This window comes from Nocardia sp. NPDC059228 (assembly GCF_042754245.1).
GTDB lineage: Bacteria > Actinomycetota > Actinomycetes > Mycobacteriales > Mycobacteriaceae > Nocardia.
This window is the reverse complement of the sequence record NZ_JBHZAL010000004.1, coordinates 81,011-102,159: the sequence shown is the minus strand read 5'-3', so window position 1 is coordinate 102,159 and position 21,149 is coordinate 81,011. Positions and strand designations below refer to the sequence as shown.

Below are 21,149 nucleotides of genomic sequence, written 5' to 3'. Positions count from 1 at the left end.
GCACATATACTGGTTTGGGCGTCTGGATCGCGCGTGGCCCCGTGGGCTGGGGGGCCCCCGATCCCCTGCGGGGGGTGGGTACCGTCGTTCGACGGAACCCACCACCTTCGTCTCATGAGCTTGCGTGAAGCCCACCGCCACTTCATGTTCCGCGCCGATCAGCGCGCGGCGTCGACCTCGAGGCCCCAGCGCACCGCGGTGGTGGCGGCGACGGTTCGGTTGGGCGCGTTCAGTTTCCGCAGGATGCGTTCGATATGGGTGGCGATGGTGGAGGGTTCGACGCCGAGGCCTGCGGCGATCCGGGCATTGGATCCGCCCGCCGGGAGCAGCGCGAGGACCTCGAGTTCGCGCAGGGTGAGCGCGTGCGGCGGGTCGATCCGGCGGTAGGCGACCCGGGTGCCGCCGGAGCGGGCCGGGCGCATCCGCGTCCGGTAGACGTCCCCGCCGGCGAGCAGGAGATAGTCACGCGGACAACCGGATTCGGCCACCGACCGCGCGAGCCGGAATCCGGCGGTACCGGCCGTGAACAACCCCGGTGTGGCGAACTCCGTCACCGCGTGCACGTCATTCCCGGGGCCGACGAGCACGACCGATTCCCCGGGATCGACCACGGTCTCGGGGCTGCGGCACGGATCGAGCGCCGCGCCGACCACGTCGGCGAGCAGGGCGAGCGCGGTCATCGATGACCGCGAGAACGGCACGCCCGCAGTGCCGCTCATGTTCAGCATGCCCAGGTAGCGGCCGTCCACGCCGAACAACGGCTGGGTGAGGCCCTGCCGGTAACCGAGCGGCACGATGACCCGGTCGAACACCGGTCCGGAGCGGGCCGTGGCCGGAACCTCGGCAAGTTCCAGCGGTACCCGCTCGTCGCGGAGCCGGGTGAACATCGGATGCGAGTGCAGGCAGGTGTCGATCACCTCGAGCGCGCCCGACGGATACCCGACACTGGCCGCGGTGCGATGCACTCCGGCGACCGGATCGAACCGTGTCAGCGCCGCGTGCTCGAAGGCGACGACCCGCGACAGCTCGAACAGCACCCGGCCCAGACCCGGCCGGTCCGGTGTCGCCGCCGCGATCGACGTCCGGACCCGCAGGGCGACGGCCGGGTCCAGACCCTCATCAGATGCGGCAACCATCCGGCCAGTATGACGCGGGTCACGATTCCCGCGGCCGCGGGAGTGTGTGCAGACAGCACCCGGACCGCAGAACCGCGTCCGTCGATCGACGGACGCCGCACCCGGCGCGGCGACCTACGTTCTGGCGCACCAGCACACAGCACCGGGAGGTTTCCGATGGATATCGCCGACTACGCGGCACACGACGCGACGGGTCTCGCCACCCTCATGCGGCAGGGACAGGCCGGGGCCGCCGAGGTCCAGGCCGCGGCGGCGGCCGCGATCGCCCAGGTCGATCCCCAGCTCGGGGCGGTCGTGGGCGAGGTGTTCGAGCAGCCGCTGGACTACGACCCGTCCGGTCCTTTCGCCGGCGTGCCGTTCGCGATCAAGGATCTGATCATCCACGCGGCGGGCGTGCCGCAGCGCAATGGCAGCCGGTTGTTCGGCGACGGTGTGGCGCACCCGCACGACACCGCGCTGATGACCCGCTTCCGGCGCGCGGGCCTGGCCACCATGGCGGTGACCACCTCCCCCGAGCTCGGTTTCAACGCCACCACCGAGGCCCGCGCCTACGGTGCCCCCACCCGGAATCCGTGGGATCCGGCGCGCAGCGCGGGCGGATCCAGCGGCGGCGCAGCCGCATTGGTGGCTGCCGGGGCGCTGCCGGTCGCGCACGCCAATGACGGCGGCGGATCCATCCGGATCCCGGCGGCGGTGTGCGGACTGGTCGGGCTGAAGCCGAGTCGCGGACGGGTCTCCGCCGCACCCGATTACGCCGATCCGCTGCTGGGTATGGGTGTGGAGTTCGCGGTCACCCGGACGGTGCGGGACTGCGCGGGCCTGCTCGACGCCGTGCACGGCAGCGAACCCGGGGACAAGTACCTGTTCCCCGCCGAGCCGGCCGACTTCCGTACGCTCATCACCCGGCCCGCGCCCGTGCTGCGCATCGCCGTGACCGCCGACCTGTCGCAGGCCGATCCGGACTGCGCGCGGGCGGTCGCGGATGTCGCCCGCGAACTGGCCGACATGGGGCATCAGGTCGAACTGGCCGATCCCGCCGTCGATTACGAGGCGTTCCACCGCGCCAACCTCGACGCCTGGTGCAGTTTCCTCGCCGACGCCGTCACCACCGCCGCGGCCGCGCTGGGCGTCACGCCGGGCGCCGATCACCTCGAGGCCACCACCCGCGCCTGTGTCGCCTACGGCGCCACCCGCACCGCGGCCGATCTGTACGCGGTCGAGTCGACCTTCAATACGGCGCGCCGCGCGGTGGCCCGCCTGCTCACCGACTACGACCTGTACCTGACCCCCACCACCGCGCGGCCGGCGCTGCCGCTGGGCCACCTCGACGCCGATGATCCGGCGCTGACCGCACCCGAGTGGTATCGCAAGATCTTCGAATTCGGCTCGTACACCGCGCTGTTCAATGCGACGGGCAACCCGGCCATCTCGCTGCCGCTGGGCCGCTCGGCCTCGAACCTCCCCGTCGGTGTGCAGTTCGTCGCCGGTTACGGCCGGGAGGCCACCCTGCTCGCCATCGCCGCCGACCTGGAGCGCCGCCTCCCCTGGCACCGGCAGCGTCCCGGGATCTACGCGCACTGATCCGCCGCCGAAAACCCTGCGACGGCACGGCGGTGGGTTTGCGAGGATGGCGCGGTGACCGCGACCGCTCCCCCGATCTTCCACGGCGACTTCGAAGCCCACCTCACCGTGCGCGCGACCGATGCCGGACGCCTCGAACGGTACGCCGCCGCACACGGATTGAAGTTCGTGCACATCGTGCTGGAGCGCGGCCGCGTCATCGACCAGCCGATGCTCACCGTCCGCGCCGCGGGATCGCTTCCCGCGGTTGCGGATTCGGTAGCGGCGCTCACCGCGCGGCTCGATGCCGCAGGATTCGAGGTGGTCCGCACCAAGATCGAGGCGACACCCTGGACGACAGGCGTGCCCGCCACCGATGACGCCGCCGTCGCACTGGGTGCCGGTTACTACTTCGAGCACCACATCAAACTGCTGCTCACACCCGGCACCGAGGTGCGCGCACTCGCCCGCCTCGCCACCGCCCACACCGCACACCTCTCCGCCAATGCCCGCCGCACCCGTCCCGGCCGCCGCACCGAGCGGTTCGTCACCCAGCGCTGCCGCCTGGTCGGCGACGCCACCGCCACCGCCCGCCACACCGCCCTGGTGACCGCGCTGCAAGCGAACAACTACGAAGTACTCTCCGCCGAACGTGAATTCGTCGTCCTCGACACGGACGAGTCGATCGACGCCGGCTGGATCGTCGAGGGAGGGAATCGGCCATGACAACCACCCCGTGGACCGCGCTGGGGCCCGGCCCGTGGAAGCCCACCGCCGTGGTCCCGGCCCAGCCGCCGTCCGCAGCGGACCGGGAACTACGCGACCTGCCCCGCACGCTGCTGCCGGTCGCGGGTGACGGCGTCCTGCAGCGGCCGGTCTTCGATCCCGCCATGGCGGATCATCGCATGGGAATGCGTTTGAGCGAACCGCACTTCGACGACGCGGACCTGGCCGCGGCCTGGTTCGCCGCTCGCCGCGACGCCCTCGATACCGTGCTGGCGGCCATCGCCGATTCTCCCTGGACCGACCACCTGGTATTGCGCGGCAGCGTCCTGCTCGGCGCCTGGTTCGGCGACCTGGCCCGCGAGCCCGGCGACGTGGACTTCATCGTGCTGCCCACCGAGTGGGAGTTCCACAGCGACCTCACCGACAGCATGCTCGCCGATATCGCCGCCCGGGTGGCCGCGCACGCCGAGGCCTCCCAGTCGATCCGTCTCCACGCCGGCGAGGCCGTCGATGCCGACATCTGGACCTACGACCGCGTTCCCGGTCGCCGTCTGGTCGTGCCCTGGACCGCCCTCGATGCCCGGATCCCCTCCGGCACCGTGCAATTGGACTTCGTGTTCAACGAACCCCTGCCCGAACCGCCGCGCTGGACCGAGATCCCTCGCCTGGGCCGCCCCGGCCCGGCCGCCGCCATGCTCGCGGCCGGCCCGGAACTGTCGCTGGCGTGGAAACTGCTGTGGCTCACCGACGACCGCTTCCCCGAGGGTAAGGACCTCTACGACGCCGTCCTGCTCGCCGAGCACTGCACGCCGACGCCGGAACTGCTTCGCGCGGTCACCCCGGACACCCGGTTCATCCAGCTGCGGCAGATCGCCATCGACGCCGACTGGGCCGAGTTCGCGAAGGACCGCCCGGACCTGGCGGACCAGCAGGAGGCCTTCGCCCGGCGGCTGACCGAAGCCCTCGCGCCGGCCTTCCACCCGGAGGAGCTCGGTGAGCAGCGCTGACAGGGATCAACGCTCATGCGCTGAATTTCTGTGACCGGTGGGCGGGGCGCGGCGGGACGTGTTACAAACCAAATCTGCGCTTTTCGCCGTGTTCGCCCGTCCGAGAGAGACGCATCCGCATGACCGGTCCGGTCGAGTACTCGCTGTTCGGCGCGATCGAGGCGTGCGTCGACGGGACCCCGGCGGCCCTGGGCGGGCCGAAACAGCGGTGCGTGCTCGCCGTACCCGGAACTGTCGGAGCACCTGTGGGCGCATGCCCGCGGAAATCCCTTCTACATCAAGGAATTGGTGCGAGCGCACGCGGTCGGCGCACACGCGGGCGGCCCCGCCGTGCCCGACCTCGACGCCGTTCCGATGCCATCGCCGCCGCGGTCGGTCGCCGGCTGGCGGTGCTCGGCAAGCCCAGCCGGCGCGCGCTCGCCGCGGCCGCGGTGATCGGCCCGGAGTTCGATGTCGCGACGCTCGCGGGCATCCTCGACTCGCCGGTCCCATCGGTCCGGGCGCAGCTGCGACCGGCCTACGAGACGGGTCTGCTCGACGAGCACCGCGAACGGCCCGGTGTGTTCTGCTTCAGTCACGGCCTGCTGCGCGACGCGGTGCTGGCCCGGATTCCGGTGGCGGAGCGGACCGCCACGCACTCGGCCATCGCGTCGGATCGCGCTGCCGCGCTGCCGACCTCGCCCTACGAGGAGGCCATCGCCGCCGCCGACCACGCGTGGCGGGCGGGCACCGAGATCAATACCCATGCGGCCCTGGAGATCCACGAGACCGTGATCGAGCGCGCCCTCGCCCGCTCCGCCTACGTGGACCTCGTCACCCTGGCCGATCACGCACTACAGATCTGCCGCCGCCTGCCCGCCAAACCCGAACTGCTGGAACGACAGTCGGCCCTGTGGCGGCACCTCGCCGGGGCCCGCGGCATCCTGCACGGCCAGACCAGCGCCACGGCCCTGACCGCCGTGCAACGCGCGTTCGAACTCGGCGAGCAGATCGACGGACGCGACTTCCACGGCGCGGCGGCCATGCGCTGCATGATGCTGTGCGCCCGCGGCCGGCTCGACGAGGCCGAGGTCATCGCCAACGGCCTCCGGGCCCGGTACGAGGCCTCGAACGATCCCGCCGCCGGGGTGGCGAGCCAGTTCGTGGACATCATGACCACCGCACTGCGGGGCGACCGGGACGACATGCTGGCCCGCGCCCGGCGCATGCTCGAGACCTTCCCGCCACCGGAGACGGTCAGCGACCCGACACACTTCTTCCATCCCCGGGTGTACTGCTGGATGGGACTGATGGAGGCGCTGCGCGGCGACCGTGCCGCCGCCGAAGAATACTGCCGAATGTCGTTGGAGCTGGCCCGGACTCGCGGTGACGTCTTCAACATCCTGGCCGCGCGGCTGACCTTCGTGGAGGTCTACGGCGTGCTGGGCGTCACCGAAGGCACCGCGGGCGCCGCCGCGGCGGTGCACGCGGAACTCAGCGCCGCGGGCGGTGGCCAGTGGGCGGCCTGCGCCAAGGTGGTCGAGGTCTGGGCACGCACACTCACCGGCGACCACACCGATCCGGCCGCCGCCTTCGCGGCGTACGACGCCATCACCGAGGACGGCAGCACCGTCATGGCCCCGTTCTTCCTGGCCCTGCTCGCCGATATCGAAACACACCACGACCGCACCTCCGAGGCGCGCGGATTGCTCGCCCGGGCACAGCGGATCGCGGACGCCACCGGCGAGCACGCGTGGGATCCGCTGCTGTCGGCACCATCGGCGCGATCGTGTACAGCGGCCCCGACGCGGTAGGGGCGAACTACACCCCGAATATCATTGCGCTGCTGTCGAAACTGCGGGGGATGGTCGATCCGCAGAAGCTGATCGCCGACGCCGCCGGCGAGATGAAGAACCTGCCCGGCTCCACCCGGATCGGCACCGGCTCGGTCACCACCGTCTCCGGATTCCCCGCCTACCGGATCGCGGGAACCTACACGCTGCAAGGCATTTCCGCGGTGTCCGCGCAGGAGACCGTGGTCATTCCCGGACCCGGCGGCGTCTACTACGTCCTGCAGCTGAACGCCACCAGCAACCAGGACCAGGCCGGGGTGCTGCAGTCGGCCATCGAGACCATCGACCAGCAGATCACCATCACGGTCTGAGGAGCGAAGCCCGTCAATGTCTGTGGCGTGCTGTGGGTTCTGCTCTGGCCCTTGTTTCCCGGCGGCGGTCCGACTCTACCCGGGCCGCGGGCGACGGAGCAGGGCCGGTGGCCGTCTCCTGACCCCGGTCGAGACCGGATCCGGTCCCGACCGGGCGACGCCAGGTGTGGGTCGGGCCTACCTGATGCAGGCCCGGCGGACCGGCAGACCGCGGTCCTCGAACGCGGCCAGCATGGCCTGGCCGCGGCGGGCTCCCTCCGAGGAGGAGGTGCGCGACAGCGCCGGCACGTAGGTCGCCGCGCCCACAATGGATTCCGCGACCAGGCCCCAGAAGCGGCGGACGCTCAGACCCGCGCAGCGCGCCATCGCCTCCTGGATCAGGGACAGCGCCGGCAGGCAGCGGTGGGCGAGCCAGACGTAGAGCGCCGGCTCACAGGGCAGGGCCACGACGCCGTCCTCGCCGGTGAGGCGGTCGCCGTCGATCACGCGGATCGTGGTGTCGGACAGGCCGGCCCAGTCGATGCCGCCGTCGTTGTCGGTGTGGATCCACAGGTTCTCCAGGCCCGGATCCCAGGCTCGGCCCTCGGACACCACCATGGCCATCACCCGTCCGATCACCGCGTGGATGAGCGCCGTGGCCACCACTTCGGCCGCGATGTCGGCATTGCTCATCTCGGCCGCGTGCCGCCGGTACATCACCTCGATCCGCCCCTCGCGGATGCCGTCGGCGAGCCGCCACCAGCGGCGTTTGCCCTGGTCGGCCATGGCGGCGACGGCGTAGACGCGCGGGTGTTCGGGTTGCAGGGCGCGCAGGCGGGAACAGGCCGTCCCGAAGGCGAGCCGGGAATCGCGCGGCGGACACACGGTTACGGGTTCGAGCATCGAACCTCCTCATTCATCGACTATTCGGCCAATGCATGGACAACGAGCACGGGAAGATAGGTTAGGCTTACCAGACTTATCGAAGCAATGAACGCGTCAGGAGTAGTTCGTCACCGTGCCCGCCGTAGTCACCACCAGACGGCGACGTCTGTCCGGACTTCTCGTTCTCGCCGCCCTGCTGCTGTGTGCCATCGCGGCCAGCATTGCCCTCGGCTCCCGGAATCTGAGTCTCGGAACCGTGTACGACGCGCTCATTTGCCCTGGTGGACTACCACTCTCGTGTCCCGCGGACGGCTCGGCCGCCCAGATCGTGCGCGAATTACGCCTTCCGCGAACAGGACTCGCCCTGGTCGCCGGACTCGCGCTCGGCATGGCCGGAGCCCTGATCCAGGGCTACACCCGAAATCCGCTGGCGGACGCCGGATTACTCGGCATCAATGCGGGCGCGGCCTTCCTGGCCGCGCTGAGCATCCACCTGCTCGCCCTCACCACGCCCGCGCAGTACATCTGGTTCGCCTTCGCGGGCGCGCTACTCGCGGGCCTGGTGGTATTCGGCGTCTCCTCGCTCGGGGGCGGCCGGGCGAGCCCGCTCAGCCTGGTCCTCGCCGGCGCGGCCGTCACCGCGTTCCTGCAGGCCATGACCAATATCGTTGTCCTGCTGGACGGCACCGCCCTCAATACCTACCGCTACTGGGTGGTCGGCGACGTGGCCGGGCACGACGCCTCCACCTTCGGCCAGGTACTGCCATTCCTCGCGCTGGGCGCGATGCTGGCCCTGGCCTCGGCCCCCGCCCTCAACCTGCTCGGCCTCGGCGATGATGTCGCCCGCGGTCTCGGCGTGAATGTCGCCCGCAGCCGGGCACTCGGCCTGGCCGCGGTCGTCCTCCTGGCGGGCGCGGCCACCGCCGCCGTCGGACCGATCGCCTTCCTCGGCCTGATCGTCCCCCACCTGGCGCGCGCCCTCACCGGCCCCGATTACCGCTGGCTGCTCCCCTTTTCGGGCCTGCTCGGCGCACTGGTCCTGCTCCTCGCCGACACCGCCGGCCGCCTCATCGCCCGCCCGGGCGAACTCCAGGCCGGCGTCACCCTCGCCGCCCTGGGCGCACCGTTCTTCATCCTTCTGGTCCGCCGCCGAAAGCTGGTGAGCCTGTGACTCTTCCGACACCTCCCAACGCCACCCGCAACGCGGTGAGCCCCAGCCACCCCATGGCAAACACCCGCGGAAGCGCCCAATTACCCTCCGCCGCGCCAACCTCCGTCGACACGGTGCGCGGTGTTCGGCCCGCGGTGCGAGTGGGTCGGATCTCGGCGGTGCTGCGAATCGGCGCGGTGCTCACCGTGGTTGCGCTGGCGGCGACTCTGTTCGGGTTGTTCGCGCTGGATATCGCGGTGGGCGAGTTCCGGATTCCGCTCGGGCGGGTGCTGGATGTGCTGGGCGGCGGAGGGACTCGCGCGCAGCGGTTCGTGATCATGGATTCGCGGCTGCCCAGGGCGCTGACCGCGATCGTGGTCGGGGCGGCGCTGGGGTTGGCGGGCGCGGTGACGCAGTCGATTCTGCACAATCCGCTGGCCAGCCCGGATCTGCTGGGCATCACCTCCGGCGCGAGCTGCGGTGCGGTCGCGGTGCTGGTCGGGATGGGTGGCGTCGGGACGGGCACGGCCGCGGCGCTGGGTGTTTCGGCGGCGGCACTGGCCGGCGGGCTGCTCACCGCCGTGCTGATCTACCTGCTGGCCTGGGGCCGGACGGCGACCGGGGACAGCGGGGTCATGGAATTCCGGCTGGTGCTCATCGGGATCGGCGTGAACGCGGCGCTGCTGTCGGTGGTGAGCTGGCTGCTGACGCGGGCCACGCTCACCGATGCCGCGCATGCCCAGCAGTGGCTCACCGGGTCGCTGAACGCGGCGGACTGGTCGTCCCTCGTGCCCGCCGCGATCGGTCTGGGCGTCGCGCTGCTCGTCACGGCCGGGTCGGCGCGGACGCTGGTCGCGCTGCGGTTCGGCACCGACACCACGCGCATCCTCGGCGTCCGCATCCAGACCCAGCAGGCGATTCTCCTTGCCGCCGCGGTCGGTTGCGCCGCGCTGGCGACCGCGGCGGTGGGCCCGCTCGGGTTCGTCGGGCTGGCCGCGCCGCAGATCGCGCGGCGACTGCTGCGGACCCCCGGGGAACCGGTCGTCGCCTCGGCACTGGTCGGAGCGATCGCGGTGGTCGGGGCGGACCTGCTCGCGCGCACCGTCTTTCCCGTCTCGCTGCCGGTCGGCGTGGTCACCGCGGCCGTCGGCGGACCGTTCCTGCTCTACCTGCTCGTTCGGACCAACCGGAAGGCGACACTGTGACTCTCGCGGCGGAAAACATCACCCTCGGCTACGGCGAGCGGGTCATCGTCGACGGGCTCTCGGTGCAGATCGAGCCCGGGCTGATCACCACCGTCATCGGCCCGAACGGCTGCGGCAAGTCGACGCTGCTGCGCTCCCTGGGCCGGTTGCTGCGGCCCCGGTCGGGCCGGGTCCTACTGGACGGCAAGGCCATCTCCACCATGAAGACCAAGGACGTCGCGCGCATCGTCGGCATGCTGCCCCAGACGCCGGTCGCGCCCGAGGGCCTGACCGTCGCGGATCTCGTTGCCCGCGGCCGGCATCCGCATCAGTCCTGGCTGCGGCAGTGGTCGGCCGACGACGAGGCCGAGGTGACCGCCGCCCTGGAACAGACCGGTATCGCGGACCTGGCGGGCCGCACCCTCGACGAGCTCTCCGGCGGCCAGCGCCAGCGCGCCTGGATCTCCATGGCCCTGGCCCAGGGCACCGACATCCTGCTGCTCGACGAGCCGACCACCTACCTCGACCTCGCCCATTCCCTCGAGGTCCTCGACCTGGTCGACCGCCTGCACGACGACCTCGGCCGCACCGTGGTCATGGTCCTGCACGATCTGAATCTGGCCATCCGCTACAGCGACCGCCTCATCGTCATGCACGCCGGCCGCATCGTCGCCCAGGGCGTGCCCGCCGACATCATCGACGCCGAGCTGTTGCGCGCGGTTTTCGGCCTGCGCGCCGAGATGCTCGAGGACCCGGTGTCGGGGCGGCCGATGATCGTGCCCATCGGCGCCCGGCACGTGCGCGACTCCCGATCCGGAGGCATGCCGGCGGATGCCGGGGTATGAGCAATACCACACCAGCAACTCGCCGGTTACGACGGGCTGTAGTACGCATTCCTGTCGTTGTCTCCGTAAACTTGTGGGATGGCAGGTCTTGGTGAACTCGAGAAAGCGGTCATGGACCAGTTGTGGTCGGCCGACGAACCCCAAACGGTCCGGCAGGTCCATGAAGCCCTCGCTGAGCGTCGTGAACTCGCGTACACCACGGTGATGACCGTTCTGCAGCGCTTGGCGAAGAAGAATCTGGTGGTCCAGCAGCGCGACGACCGCGCGCACCGCTACGCGCCGGTGCACACACGCGACGAACTCGTCGCCAGCCTCATGGTCGACGCACTGCAGCAGGCGGACGAAGTCGGCAGCCGCCGCGCCGCACTGGTGCACTTCGTCGAACAGGTCGGCGCGGACGAGGCTGCCGCATTGCGCGACGCACTCGCTAAGCTCGAAGCCACCGAGGTGGCGCGCAAGGACAAACCCGAGTCCAAATAGCCGTAGCCTCGGCCCGAGCCCCACAACGCAGTGAGCTGAGGACATGGACTGGACAGCGCCGGTTTTCGCCGGTCTCGCCCTCTTATTGGCGGGACCGGTGCCAACGCTGCTCAGCCGGGCCACCTGGCCCTATCGCAGCCCTCGTGCCGCGCTGGTGCTGTGGCAGGCGATCGCGCTGGCCGCGGTGCTGAGCGCCTTCGGTTCCGGACTCGCCATCGCCTCCCGGCTCCTCGTCCCGGGCGGCGACGGCCGTCCGACCACCACGCCCAGCAAGGAGATCGACGCCCTCGGTTTGCCGCTGTGGCTGGCCCTGGTCCTGGTGTTCGCGCTCACCCTGCTCGTCGGAGCGCGGCTGATCTGGTCGGTGATCCGGGTCGGCATCCACACCCGCCGCCGCCGCGCCCGCCACCGCATGCTCGTCGACCTGCTGGATCAGTCCGGTGTGCATCGGAAATCGGCCGATATCCGGGTACTGGCCGCCACCGAGCCGATCGCCTACTGCCTGCCCGGCCTGCGCCGGCGCGTGGTCCTCAGCCAGGGCACCGTCACCAACCTGTCCGACGAGGAACTCACCGCCATCGTCAGCCACGAGCGCTCCCACCTGCGCGCCCGCCACGATCTGGTACTCGAGGCCTTCACCGCCGCGCACGAGGCGTTCCCCCGTGTGGTCCGTTCCAAATCCGCGCTGGACTCGGTGAAGCTGCTCATCGAACTGCTCGCCGACGACTCCGCGGTCAAGGTCACCGGTCCCACTCCCCTGGCGCGCGCCCTGGTGGCCTGCTCCAATTCCCCGGCCCCACAGGGCGCCATGGCCGTCGGCGGCCCGACCACCCTGATCCGCATCCAGCGCCTGGCCGGTCCGATCGGCGATCTCCGCATCGCCGTCGCCGCCTACCTCGCCGCCGCCGCGATCCTGGTCGTCCCGACCCTCGCCGTCGCGATCCCCTGGCTGGTCGAGCTCAGCCGCCTGGTCAGCCGTGCCTGATCCGCACCTGCCTGCTCCCGAATCCGACTCGGGCGCGGCGCAATCCGCCATGCCCGCCGCCGATTCCGGCCCGGGCGAGAGCCTTTCGCCACCGCCCGCCATCAGCGGCAACCCCGTACCCACTCCGACTTCGACACCCACTTCAGCCCGGGAGGAAACCATCACCACCGACTCGTCACCCGCAGCCGAGGCTTCGCCGACCGACCGAGCGGCCGAAGCCCGCCGGGCCGGCGCCCGCGAGATCGGGCCGGACCAGCGCGACCCGGCTGGGACCACGAGCCCGGTGGACGAGCGCGTGAGGGCCGGTTCCGAGGGCCGCGAGGTGCGGTTCGCGGATCTGGGACTGCCGCCGGTGCTGGTGCAGGCGCTGCGGCGGGGCGGAATCGATAAGCCGTTTCCTGTTCAGGCAGCGGTGATTCCGGACATTCTGGATGGACGGGACGTGCTGGGCCGGGCGGCGACAGGGTCGGGGAAGACGCTCGCGTTCGGGCTGCCGATGCTGGTACGGCTGTTCGGTGCGCCGAGTGCGCCGCGGCGGCCGCGCGGGCTGATTCTGGCCCCGACGCGGGAGCTGGCGATTCAGATCGAGAGCGCGTTGGACGAGCCCGCGCTGTCATTGGGGCTGCGGCTGGCCACGGCGGTCGGCGGGTTGCCCATCAAGAAGCAGGAGGAGCGGCTGGCGCGCGGGGTGGACGTCGTCATCGCGACGCCGGGGCGGTTGACCGATCTGCTCGGGCGGAAAGCGGTGCAGCTGGGCGACATTCGGGTCGTCACGGTCGACGAGGCCGACCACATGGCCGAGCTGGGCTTCCTGCCGCAGCTGACGGCGCTGCTCAACAAGGTGCCGCGCGAGGCGCAGCAACTGCTGTTCTCGGCGACCCTCGACGAGACAGTCGACGAACTCGTGCGGAAGTACCTGCGGGAACCGGCGACCCATGCGATCGGCACCGTTCCGGCCGCGACGTCGGCGGGGCCGGTGGAAACCGGTGCGGCAGACACGGATTCGGGCAGCGAGCTCGGAAGCGTCGCGGCCGGACCCGATATCGCGCACTACGCCCTGCATGTCCGGCGGTCCGACAAGCGGGCGGTGGTCAGCGAGATCGCCGCGCGGCAGGGCCGGACGCTGCTGTTCGTGCGCACCCAGCACGGTGCCGACAAGCTGGCGCGCAAGCTGCGCGAGATCGGGATCGGCGCGGTAGCGCTGCACGGCGGGAAGGCGCAGAACCAGCGCAATCGCATGCTCGCGGCGTTCGCGGACGGAACCGCGCCCGTACTGGTCGCCACCGATGTGGCCGCCCGCGGGCTGCACATCGACGATGTCTCGCTGGTCGTGCACGTGGATCCGCCCGCGGATCCCAAGGACTATCTGCACCGGACCGGGCGGACCGCGCGGGCGGGCGCGTCGGGCACGGTCGTCACCATCGTCACCCCGGACGACCGGGAGGAGGCCGCGCGGCTGGCGGAGCGGGCCTCGGTGACGCTCACCGACGTGGAGGTGCGGCCGGGTGATCGGCGGCTGCTCGAGATCACGGGCGCGCGCCGGCCCAGTGGCCGTCCGGTGCCGGACCCCTCGGCGCCGCCGGCGCCCGCGGCGGAGGCTTCGCGCGAGCAGCCGCGGTTCCGGCAGCGGCCGAAGGGCGAGAGCCGGCCGCACAACAAGAAGCGCAAGCCGGGCGCGGCCCGACGTTCGTCCCGCTGACGCCGACACGTTTGGACGTTCCTACGACACGCGCGCGAAATCGAGCGGGTTTTCCGGCAAATCGGACGAGATTGAGATAACTCCGAGCCCAAAAGTGGCTGTAGCAATCTTGCAGCAAATGGAACTTTGATGGCTCGGCACGGACAGCGGACAGCCTCCGTGTCATTCCCTGCGGGGAATCGCGAACTCGCAGCCGGGCGGTGAACATGTGGGCCATGAGCGAGCGAAAGAACCTGCGCTACACCGTCATCGAAGCCACGAACCAGGGCGGTTCGACGTTCACCGACGCCGAAATCCCTTTGGCTGAGCGAACTCTGGCGATCGGAGTGCCCACCATGGCCGTCGGCGGCCTGCCCTCGATCGCGGGTGTGTCCTACCTGCGCAGCGCGGGCTTCGACAGTGCGCCGCATCCGGCCCCGGCCCGGCAGTGGGTGGTCATGCTGCGCGGCGTGATCGAGGTGACCACCTCCGATGGTGAGCGCCGGCGGTTCGCACCGGGTGATCTGGTGCTGGCCGCCGACACCGAGGGACGCGGTCACACGACCGTCGCGGTGGGCGAACCGCCCTTCGAGGCGCTGTTCATTCCCGCGTCCTGAGCTACCGCTCAGAGCAGGTCGGCATTGCCGTCGATGGTCTTCAGCTGGTATTCGAAACGGTCGATGCGCCAGCCCTTTTCGGTCCGCCGCAGGCCGAGGACATAGCTGCCGACGAACCAGCGGGTGGTGCCGCCGGTGGCGTCGTTCTTCACGTGCACGGCGATGGCGTCGGCGTGGGCCAGCGCGGTGTCGCCGGTGATCTCGACGAGGTGATTGCCGGCCTGGTGGTGGACGGCGTCCAGTGCGCCCAGGCCGGTGGCCCAGGCATCGGCGATGTCGGCGCCGGGCTGCGGGCCGACGGGTCCGCCGAAGCCGTTGTCGAAGAACACCTCCTCCGCGAGCACCGACTCGCGCAGGTCGGCCCAGCGGGCCTGGTCGCAGTAGACGAAGAGTTTGGTGATGGTGTCGCTGACATCCAGTCGATCGGCGAGCGCCGCAAGATCGGTCACGGACGCCAACATAGGAGACCCCGCTGGCACCCGCCTGGCATTTTCCGCGCCCGATCGCACCGCGAACTCCCAGCATTCAGCTACCATGGTCCAACGTGCAGTTTCTTCCCGGGCAGACTCCGCCCTACGACCTGACCTACGACGACGTCTTCCTCGTCCCCCGCCGGACGGATGTGGCGTCCCGGTTCGATGTCGATCTCTCCACCACCGATGGGAGCGGCACGACCATTCCGCTCGTGGTCGCCAATATGACAGCCGTCGCCGGCCGCCGCATGGCCGAGACCGTCGCCCGCCGGGGCGGCATCGTGGTACTGCCGCAGGATCTTCCGATCCCCGCGGCCGCCGCCACCATCGCCTTCGTCAAGAGCCGCTCGCTCACCGCCGACACCCCCGTGGTGCTCGATCCCGACCAGTCGGTGTCCGACGCGCTGGCCCTCATCCACAAGCGCGCCCACGGTGCGGTCGTGGTGGTCGAGAACGGCAAGCCGGTCGGTGTGGTCACCGAGGCCGCCTGCGCCGACGTGGACCGCTTCGCCCGCCTGAGCGTGGTCGCAGACGCCAATTTCGTCAGTGCCCCGGCCGACTCCTCGCCGCGCGACATCTTCGATCTGCTCGAGGCCAAGCACGCCCACCTGGCCGTGCTGGTCCATGCCGACGGCACCCTCGCGGGCGTGATGACCCGGACCGGCGCCATCCGCACCGGCATCTACACCCCGGCCATCGACGCCAATGGCCGGCTGCGCATCGCGGCCGCCGTCGGCATCAACGGCGACATCCCGGCCAAGGCCAAGGCCCTGGTCGACGCGGGCGCCGACGTCCTGGTCATGGACACCGCGCACGGCCACCAGCAGAAGATGCTGGAGGCGCTGGCCTCGGTGGCCGCGCTGGGCCTGGGCGTGCCGCTGGTCGCGGGCAATGTGGTCTCCGCCGACGGCACCCGCGATCTGATCGCGGCCGGCGCGGACATCATCAAGGTCGGTGTGGGCCCCGGCGCCATGTGCACCACCCGCATGATGACCGGCGTGGGCCGCCCGCAGTTCTCGGCGGTGGCCGAATGTGCCGCGGCCGCCCAGGAATTCGGCAAGCACGTGTGGGCCGACGGCGGCGTGCGCCACCCGCGCGACGTGGCCCTGGCCCTCGCGGCCGGCGCCGCCAACGTGATGATCGGCTCCTGGTTCGCGGGCACCTACGAGTCGCCCGGCGACCTGCGCGTCGACCGCGACGGCAACCGGTACAAGGAGTCCTTCGGCATGGCCTCCAAGCGTGCCGTGGCCGCCCGCACCGCCACCGACTCGGCGTTCGACCGGGCCCGCAAGGCGCTGTTCGAGGAGGGCATCTCCTCCTCACGCATGCGCCTGGATCCCGAGCGCCCGGGCGTGGAGGACCTGATCGACCACATCACCTCCGGTGTGCGCAGCTCCTGCACCTACGCCGGCGCCCGCACCATCGGCGAGTTCCACGAGCGCGCCGTACTCGGCGTGCAGTCGGCCGCCGGCTTCGCCGAGGGCCGGCCGCTGCCCTCCGGTTGGTGATCACCACCGGTTAGTACTGCACATCCCGAACCCGGCGGGTCCCTCTCGGATCCGCCGGGTTTCGCGTGTGCGGGGCCCGGCCCTGCCGGTCCTGCGGCGATGCGGGGCCGCCGCCGGATGTGATACGGCACCGCTGTGCGGAAACCATGGAGGCCGCCCGGTAACATAGCCTGACCGGACCCAAGAAATGGGTATCCGTGGCGTATCTCCGCCTGCAACCCCTGCGAAAGGAACAAGTTGTCACCCGCGTCCAAGGGCGCTTCACAGGAGGGCTCCTCTACCGAGCCGGGTGACGAACCCGGCTTCCCCGCAATACCGGCTTCGGAAACGGCCAGGTGGTGCTGACCGTGTCGGTCCTGCTCACCGTTCTCAGTCTGCTCGGATTCATCGCTCTGACCGCCGGCACGGCACTGTTCGTCGCCGCCGAGTTCTCACTCACCGCTCTGGAACGCTCCACCGTGGAGGCGCACGCCCGCGACGGCGACCGCCGGGCCCGGCAGGTGCGGCAGGCGCATCGCACACTCTCGTTCCAGTTGTCGGGCGCCCAGCTGGGCATCACCATCACGACGCTGATCACCGGTTATATCGCCGAGCCCGTGCTGGCCCGGCTGCTGGAGCCGATGTTCCGCTCGTTCGGGGTGAGCGCCGGTACCGCGCAGGGCATTTCGCTGGCGCTGGCACTGCTCATCGCGACCTCGCTGTCCATGATCTATGGCGAGCTGGTGCCCAAGAACATCGCCATCGCCAACCCGCTGTCCATGGCACGGCTGACCGCCGGGCCGATGATCGCGTTCTCCACCGTGTTCAAGTGGATGATCAATTTCCTGAACGGGGCCGCCAACTGGGCGGTGCGCCGGCTGGGCGTCGAGCCCGCGGAGGAACTCCGTTCGGCGCGCTCGCCGCAGGAATTGGGTTCGCTGGTGCGGACTTCCGCGCTGCACGGGGTGCTGGATCAGCGCACCGCGCAGGTGGTGGATCGCTCGCTGCAGTTCGGTGAGCGCACCGCGGAGGAGCTGATGACGCCGCGGATGACGATCGAATCCCTCGATCGGGATTGCACTCTCGCCGATCTGGTCGACGCCGCCCGCGAGACCGGTTACTCCCGGTTCCCGGTCATCGACGGCGACCTGGACAACACCCTGGGCTTCGTGCACGTGAAGCAGACCTTCGTGCATCCGGCCAAGGATCGGCGCAGCATCAAGCTGAAGACGATCGCCCAGCCGGTGCCGATCGTGCCGGCCAGCCTCGATGGTGACGAGGTGCTCGAGCGGGTGCGCCGGGACGGCATGCAGGTGGCGCTGGTGGTCGACGAGTACGGCGGCACCGCCGGCATCGTCACCATGGAGGACCTGATCGAGGAGATCCTCGGCGACGTGCGCGACGAGCACGACGAGGAGGAACTCGATGTGCGCCGCACCCCGAACGGCTGGAACTGCTCGGGCCTGCTGCGCATCGACGAGGTCTCCCGCACGACCGGTTACGACGCGCCCGAGGGTGAGTACGAGACCATCGGCGGCCTGGTGCTGACCCGGCTGGGCCGGATCCCCGAGACCGGCGACGAGGTGCTGCTGCCGCACCCCGGCAACCATCAGCTGGAGCACCCGCACACCAAGGGCGGCTGGATCGCCCGGGTGGAGCGGATGGACGGCCGGCGCATCGACCGCGTCCTGATCCGGCCGGTCGACGCCGAGGCCCTCGCGACCTGGGAGCACAGCCATGGGTGACCTGTACGCCGTCCTGCTCACGCTGGTGCTGCTGCTGGGCAACGCGTTCTTCGTGGGCGCGGAGTTCGCGCTCATCTCCGCGCGCCGCGACCGGCTGGAAGCGCTTGCCGCGCAGGGCAAGCGGAGCGCCAACACGGTGATCGAGGCGGGTCAGAACCTGTCGATGATGCTGGCGGCCGCGCAGCTGGGCATCACCATCTGCTCGATCCTGCTGGGTCGCGTGGGTGAGCCGGCGGTGGCGCATCTGCTCGAGAAGCCGTTCGATCTGGTGGGCGTGCCGGATTCGCTGTTGCATCCGATCTCGTTCGCGCTGGCGCTGACCATCGTGGTGATCCTGCACATTCTGCTGGGCGAGATGATTCCGAAGAACATCGCGCTCGCGGGACCGGAACGGTCGGCGCTGCTGCTGGTTCCGGTGCATCTGATGTGGCTGCGGCTGGCGAAGCCGTTGATCGCGATCTACAACTTCGCGGCCAATATCACCCTGCGCGCCCTGCGCATCGAGCGGAAGGACGAGCTGGATTCCACGGTGTCGTCGGTGGAGCTGGCCGAGATGTTCGGCGAATCCCGTTCGGAGGGTCTGCTGGACGAGGAGGAGCATCGCCGCCTCACCCAGGCGCTGGGCTCGAGCGACCGAATCGTCGCCGATGTGATGGTGGCGCTGACCCAGACCCGCTCGGTGCCGCTGCGCGGGGACGGGACCACGCTGGGCGATATCGAATCCGCCGTCGCCGAAACGGGATTCTCCCGGTACCCGGTGCGCGCGGACGACGGTTCCCTGGTCGGCTACCTGCACGTCAAGGACGTGCTCGATCTGACCGCCGATGACAGCGCGGGGCCGGGCACCCCCATCCCCCGCACCGATATCCGCCCGCTGCCCACCGTCAGCATGGGCACCACCCTGTTCGAGGCGCTGGCCCGCCTGCGCCGCACCAACTCCCATCTGGGCCGCGTGGTCGACAGCCGCGGCAATACGGTCGGCATCGTGGCCCTGGAAGATCTGGTGGAGGAGTTCGTCGGCACGGTCCGCGACGCCACCCACCGTCTCGCCGAATGATGAACGCGCGCACCGATTCCACCGTGTCACCCGGACCCGAATGGCTGTCCGGCCCCGCTTGGCGGGGCCGGGCGGCCGCCCACCGCGAGCGCGTCGACGCCCTGGTCGGCCCGTATCTCGAGCGCCGGGCGACCGGTTCGAAACACCCGGTGATCGATTTCCTGTTCACGTACTACGGCCACAAACCCGCCCAGCTCCGAAAGTGGCATCCGGGCTTCGGTGTTGTGCTCGCCGAGGCCGACGACTACGCGGGTTCCCGTGGCTACCACCAGATCTCGGCCACCCATCCCGGCGGCGCTCCGACCTCCGGCTGGACCGCGGACCCGGCCTTCCTCGAAAAGCGCCGCGACACCCTCGAATTCGTCGCCCGCCTCCTCTCGGCCACCGCCGCCCGCCCCGCCCAGCTCTCCTGCTTCGGCCTGCACGAGTGGGCCATGGTCTACCGCACCGACGACGTCCGTCACCAGCAGGTTCCCCTCCGCCTGGGCCCCGAAGGCACCGACGCCGTGGTCGACTCCATGCAGCTGCGCTGCACCCACTTCGACGCCTTCCGCTTCTTCACCCCCGAAGCGGCCCCCCGCAACGCCGAACCTCTCACCCGCGACCTGCAAATAGACCGCGAACAACCCGGCTGCCTCCACGCCAACATGGACATCTACAAGTGGGGCTTCAAACTCACCCCCCTGATCTCCTCCGACCTCCTCTTCGACGCCTTCGAGTTGGCCTGCGCCGCCCGCGAACTCGACATGAAGGCCAGCCCCTACGACCTCCTCTCCTACGGCTACAACCCCATCCGCATCGAAACCCCCACCGGCCGAGCCGAATACGTCCGCGCCCAAGCCGACATCGCCACCCGAGCGGAAGTCCTCCGCACCCGCCTGCTCGACGCCTGCCGAGCGCTGCGGACCGGGGTGATCACGCCCGCGCCGTAAAGCGCAGGGGCGGTGGGTCTATTCCGCGGTCGCCGTCGGATCGGCGAAGTTCGGCGTACCGGGCTCGTTCGGCAATCTGGTCACCCGCGCGACGAAGCTGATCGCGTGGTACCAGCCGCACAGGAGGACCAGATCCAGCAACTGCCGCTCGTCGAACTCCTTCGCCAGTGCGCCCCACAGGCCGTCATCGATATCGCCCTCGTCGTGCAACGAGTCGACCGCGCGGATCAGCAGGCGTTCGGATTCCACTGTCCAGCAAGGATCGTCGGGCTCGCCGTGAGTGAGCGAGATCTGCTGTTCCGTGGTGAGCCCGGCACGCCCGGCGAAGACCGCGAGGTGTACACCCCACTCGTATTCACAACCGCAGCGGGCGGTGGTCCGGTCGATGACGATCTCGCGTTCGCGCAGCCTCAGTGACAGCCCCTTGCTCAGTTCATAGCCTCCCCAGCCATGCATTGCGGTGGCCATGGGCAGGTTCTTGGCGAAGAGCCGGAACAGACCGATCGGGGCCGCGTCGCCGGGCATCATTCGGGCCAGCAGTGAGCCGGTCTCCTCGGCGTACGGCGGCTCGAGAGGTTCGATCCTGGACATCCCCAACTCCCATGTTTCGGAAATAGAAACACTCCGGATGCTAGTGTTTCGATATCCGAAACACAAGGAGTGCGATGGGAGTCCCACGGCCCGGAAAACCGGTACGCGGTTCATCGACGGGACGTCCACTGATGGCGGCCCTCGACCTGCTCGGACGCCGGTGGACCCTGCGTATCATCTGGGAACTTCGTGACGGCCCGGTCGGAGCGCGGGGTCTGCTCGCTCGATGCGAGGGACTGTCGTCCAGCGTGCTGTATCAACGGCTGAGGGAACTCACGGAGGCCGGGGTGCTGCACGCGGACGACGACGGGTACGCGCTGACTCCACTGGGCGCCGCACTGCGCGGCGCACTCGGCCCACTCGACGCCTGGGCCGTCACGTGGGCCGAAACCCATTCCAGCACAGACTGACTCGCAGAGCACCACGACCATCGGCACCTCGACCGCCCTGTTCGCGATCATCGTGAACACCGAGCGAGGACAGCGGCAG

21 protein-coding genes are annotated in these 21,149 nt (G+C 70.2%); 17 read left to right on the top strand and 4 right to left on the bottom strand.

What is annotated here, in order from left to right; all coding sequences use genetic code 11:
* Positions 1–158 precede the first annotated feature (158 nt).
* Complete coding sequence (locus ACFXKA_RS08700; RefSeq protein WP_379426689.1) at positions 159–1,136, bottom strand: LuxR C-terminal-related transcriptional regulator; 978 nt, start codon at positions 1,134–1,136, stop codon at positions 159–161.
* A 156-nt stretch (positions 1,137–1,292) separates the two neighbouring features.
* Between ACFXKA_RS08700 and ACFXKA_RS08695 the strand changes: the two genes are divergently transcribed.
* The 5 genes from ACFXKA_RS08695 (at position 1,293) to ACFXKA_RS08675 (ending at position 6,572) form a co-directional block, all read left to right on the top strand.
* Complete coding sequence (locus ACFXKA_RS08695; protein ID WP_379426688.1) at positions 1,293–2,717, top strand: amidase; 1,425 nt, start codon at positions 1,293–1,295, stop codon at positions 2,715–2,717.
* Between the two features lie 54 nt (positions 2,718–2,771).
* The gene (locus ACFXKA_RS08690; protein WP_379426687.1) at positions 2,772–3,422 is read left to right on the top strand and encodes a hypothetical protein; all 651 of its coding nucleotides are present in this window, start codon (positions 2,772–2,774) and stop codon (positions 3,420–3,422) included.
* Complete coding sequence (locus ACFXKA_RS08685; protein ID WP_379426686.1) at positions 3,419–4,429, top strand: nucleotidyl transferase AbiEii/AbiGii toxin family protein; 1,011 nt, start codon at positions 3,419–3,421, stop codon at positions 4,427–4,429. Before ACFXKA_RS08690 ends, ACFXKA_RS08685 begins: the two co-directional genes overlap by 4 nt.
* A gap of 389 nt (positions 4,430–4,818) precedes the next feature.
* Positions 4,819–6,222 carry a hypothetical protein gene (locus tag ACFXKA_RS08680; RefSeq protein WP_379426685.1) on the top strand — a complete coding sequence of 468 codons (1,404 nt, stop codon included), beginning with the start codon at positions 4,819–4,821 and terminating at the stop codon, positions 6,220–6,222.
* On the top strand, positions 6,162–6,572 hold the full coding sequence (locus ACFXKA_RS08675) for an LpqN/LpqT family lipoprotein (protein ID WP_379426684.1): 411 nt from the start codon (positions 6,162–6,164) through the stop codon (positions 6,570–6,572). Before ACFXKA_RS08680 ends, ACFXKA_RS08675 begins: the two co-directional genes overlap by 61 nt.
* Before the next feature lie 177 nt (positions 6,573–6,749).
* Here the strand turns inward: ACFXKA_RS08675 and ACFXKA_RS08670 are convergent, their stop codons facing one another.
* Positions 6,750–7,454 (bottom strand): hypothetical protein, encoded by a 705-nt coding sequence (locus tag ACFXKA_RS08670; RefSeq protein WP_379426683.1) that lies wholly within the window; start codon positions 7,452–7,454, stop codon positions 6,750–6,752.
* A 115-nt stretch (positions 7,455–7,569) separates the two neighbouring features.
* Here ACFXKA_RS08670 and ACFXKA_RS08665 point away from each other — a divergent pair, with 115 nt between their 5' ends.
* The 7 genes from ACFXKA_RS08665 to ACFXKA_RS08635 all read left to right on the top strand — a co-directional run bounded on the left by ACFXKA_RS08665 (position 7,570) and on the right by ACFXKA_RS08635 (position 14,375).
* A complete protein-coding gene (locus tag ACFXKA_RS08665) occupies positions 7,570–8,607 on the top strand; it encodes a FecCD family ABC transporter permease (protein ID WP_379426682.1) in 1,038 nt (345 codons plus the stop codon).
* Positions 8,608–8,660: 53 nt separating this feature from the next.
* On the top strand, positions 8,661–9,791 hold the full coding sequence (locus ACFXKA_RS08660; protein ID WP_379426915.1) for a FecCD family ABC transporter permease: 1,131 nt from the start codon (positions 8,661–8,663) through the stop codon (positions 9,789–9,791).
* Positions 9,788–10,615, top strand: a complete 828-nt coding sequence (locus ACFXKA_RS08655) for an ABC transporter ATP-binding protein (protein ID WP_379426681.1) — start codon at positions 9,788–9,790, stop codon at positions 10,613–10,615. Before ACFXKA_RS08660 ends, ACFXKA_RS08655 begins: the two co-directional genes overlap by 4 nt.
* A 78-nt stretch (positions 10,616–10,693) precedes the next feature.
* Positions 10,694–11,095 carry a BlaI/MecI/CopY family transcriptional regulator gene (locus ACFXKA_RS08650; RefSeq protein ID WP_354831823.1) on the top strand — a complete coding sequence of 134 codons (402 nt, stop codon included), beginning with the start codon at positions 10,694–10,696 and terminating at the stop codon, positions 11,093–11,095.
* 43 nt (positions 11,096–11,138) lie between these two features.
* Positions 11,139–12,080 (top strand): M48 family metalloprotease, encoded by a 942-nt coding sequence (locus ACFXKA_RS08645; protein ID WP_354831820.1) that lies wholly within the window; start codon positions 11,139–11,141, stop codon positions 12,078–12,080.
* A complete protein-coding gene (locus ACFXKA_RS08640) occupies positions 12,073–13,779 on the top strand; it encodes a DEAD/DEAH box helicase (protein WP_379426680.1) in 1,707 nt (568 codons plus the stop codon). Before ACFXKA_RS08645 ends, ACFXKA_RS08640 begins: the two co-directional genes overlap by 8 nt.
* 215 nt (positions 13,780–13,994) lie before the next feature.
* Complete coding sequence (locus tag ACFXKA_RS08635; protein ID WP_379426679.1) at positions 13,995–14,375, top strand: hypothetical protein; 381 nt, start codon at positions 13,995–13,997, stop codon at positions 14,373–14,375.
* Positions 14,376–14,383: 8 nt separating this feature from the next.
* On the opposite strand, the gene ACFXKA_RS08630 is transcribed toward ACFXKA_RS08635, so the two are convergent.
* The gene (locus ACFXKA_RS08630) at positions 14,384–14,824 is read right to left on the bottom strand and encodes a nuclear transport factor 2 family protein (protein WP_354831809.1); all 441 of its coding nucleotides are present in this window, start codon (positions 14,822–14,824) and stop codon (positions 14,384–14,386) included.
* Positions 14,825–14,919: 95 nt separating this feature from the next.
* Here ACFXKA_RS08630 and ACFXKA_RS08625 point away from each other — a divergent pair, with 95 nt between their 5' ends.
* From ACFXKA_RS08625 to ACFXKA_RS08610, 4 genes are all read left to right on the top strand, one after another.
* Positions 14,920–16,356 carry a GuaB1 family IMP dehydrogenase-related protein gene (locus ACFXKA_RS08625; RefSeq protein ID WP_379426678.1) on the top strand — a complete coding sequence of 479 codons (1,437 nt, stop codon included), beginning with the start codon at positions 14,920–14,922 and terminating at the stop codon, positions 16,354–16,356.
* A 347-nt stretch (positions 16,357–16,703) separates the two neighbouring features.
* On the top strand, positions 16,704–18,080 hold the full coding sequence (locus ACFXKA_RS08620; protein WP_354833089.1) for a hemolysin family protein: 1,377 nt from the start codon (positions 16,704–16,706) through the stop codon (positions 18,078–18,080).
* Positions 18,073–19,137, top strand: coding sequence for a hemolysin family protein (locus tag ACFXKA_RS08615; RefSeq protein ID WP_379426677.1), 1,065 nt, complete (start codon positions 18,073–18,075; stop codon positions 19,135–19,137). Before ACFXKA_RS08620 ends, ACFXKA_RS08615 begins: the two co-directional genes overlap by 8 nt.
* On the top strand, positions 19,137–20,069 hold the full coding sequence (locus tag ACFXKA_RS08610; RefSeq protein ID WP_379426914.1) for a 3-methyladenine DNA glycosylase: 933 nt from the start codon (positions 19,137–19,139) through the stop codon (positions 20,067–20,069). Before ACFXKA_RS08615 ends, ACFXKA_RS08610 begins: the two co-directional genes overlap by 1 nt.
* Positions 20,070–20,087: 18 nt before the next feature.
* On the opposite strand, the gene ACFXKA_RS08605 is transcribed toward ACFXKA_RS08610, so the two are convergent.
* Positions 20,088–20,660, bottom strand: coding sequence for a carboxymuconolactone decarboxylase family protein (locus ACFXKA_RS08605; RefSeq protein ID WP_354831801.1), 573 nt, complete (start codon positions 20,658–20,660; stop codon positions 20,088–20,090).
* A 131-nt stretch (positions 20,661–20,791) separates the two neighbouring features.
* Here ACFXKA_RS08605 and ACFXKA_RS08600 point away from each other — a divergent pair, with 131 nt between their 5' ends.
* Positions 20,792–21,070: a winged helix-turn-helix transcriptional regulator gene (locus ACFXKA_RS08600; RefSeq protein WP_379426676.1), complete on the top strand. Its 279-nt coding sequence runs from the start codon at positions 20,792–20,794 to the stop codon at positions 21,068–21,070.
* Positions 21,071–21,149: the final 79 nt, after the last annotated feature.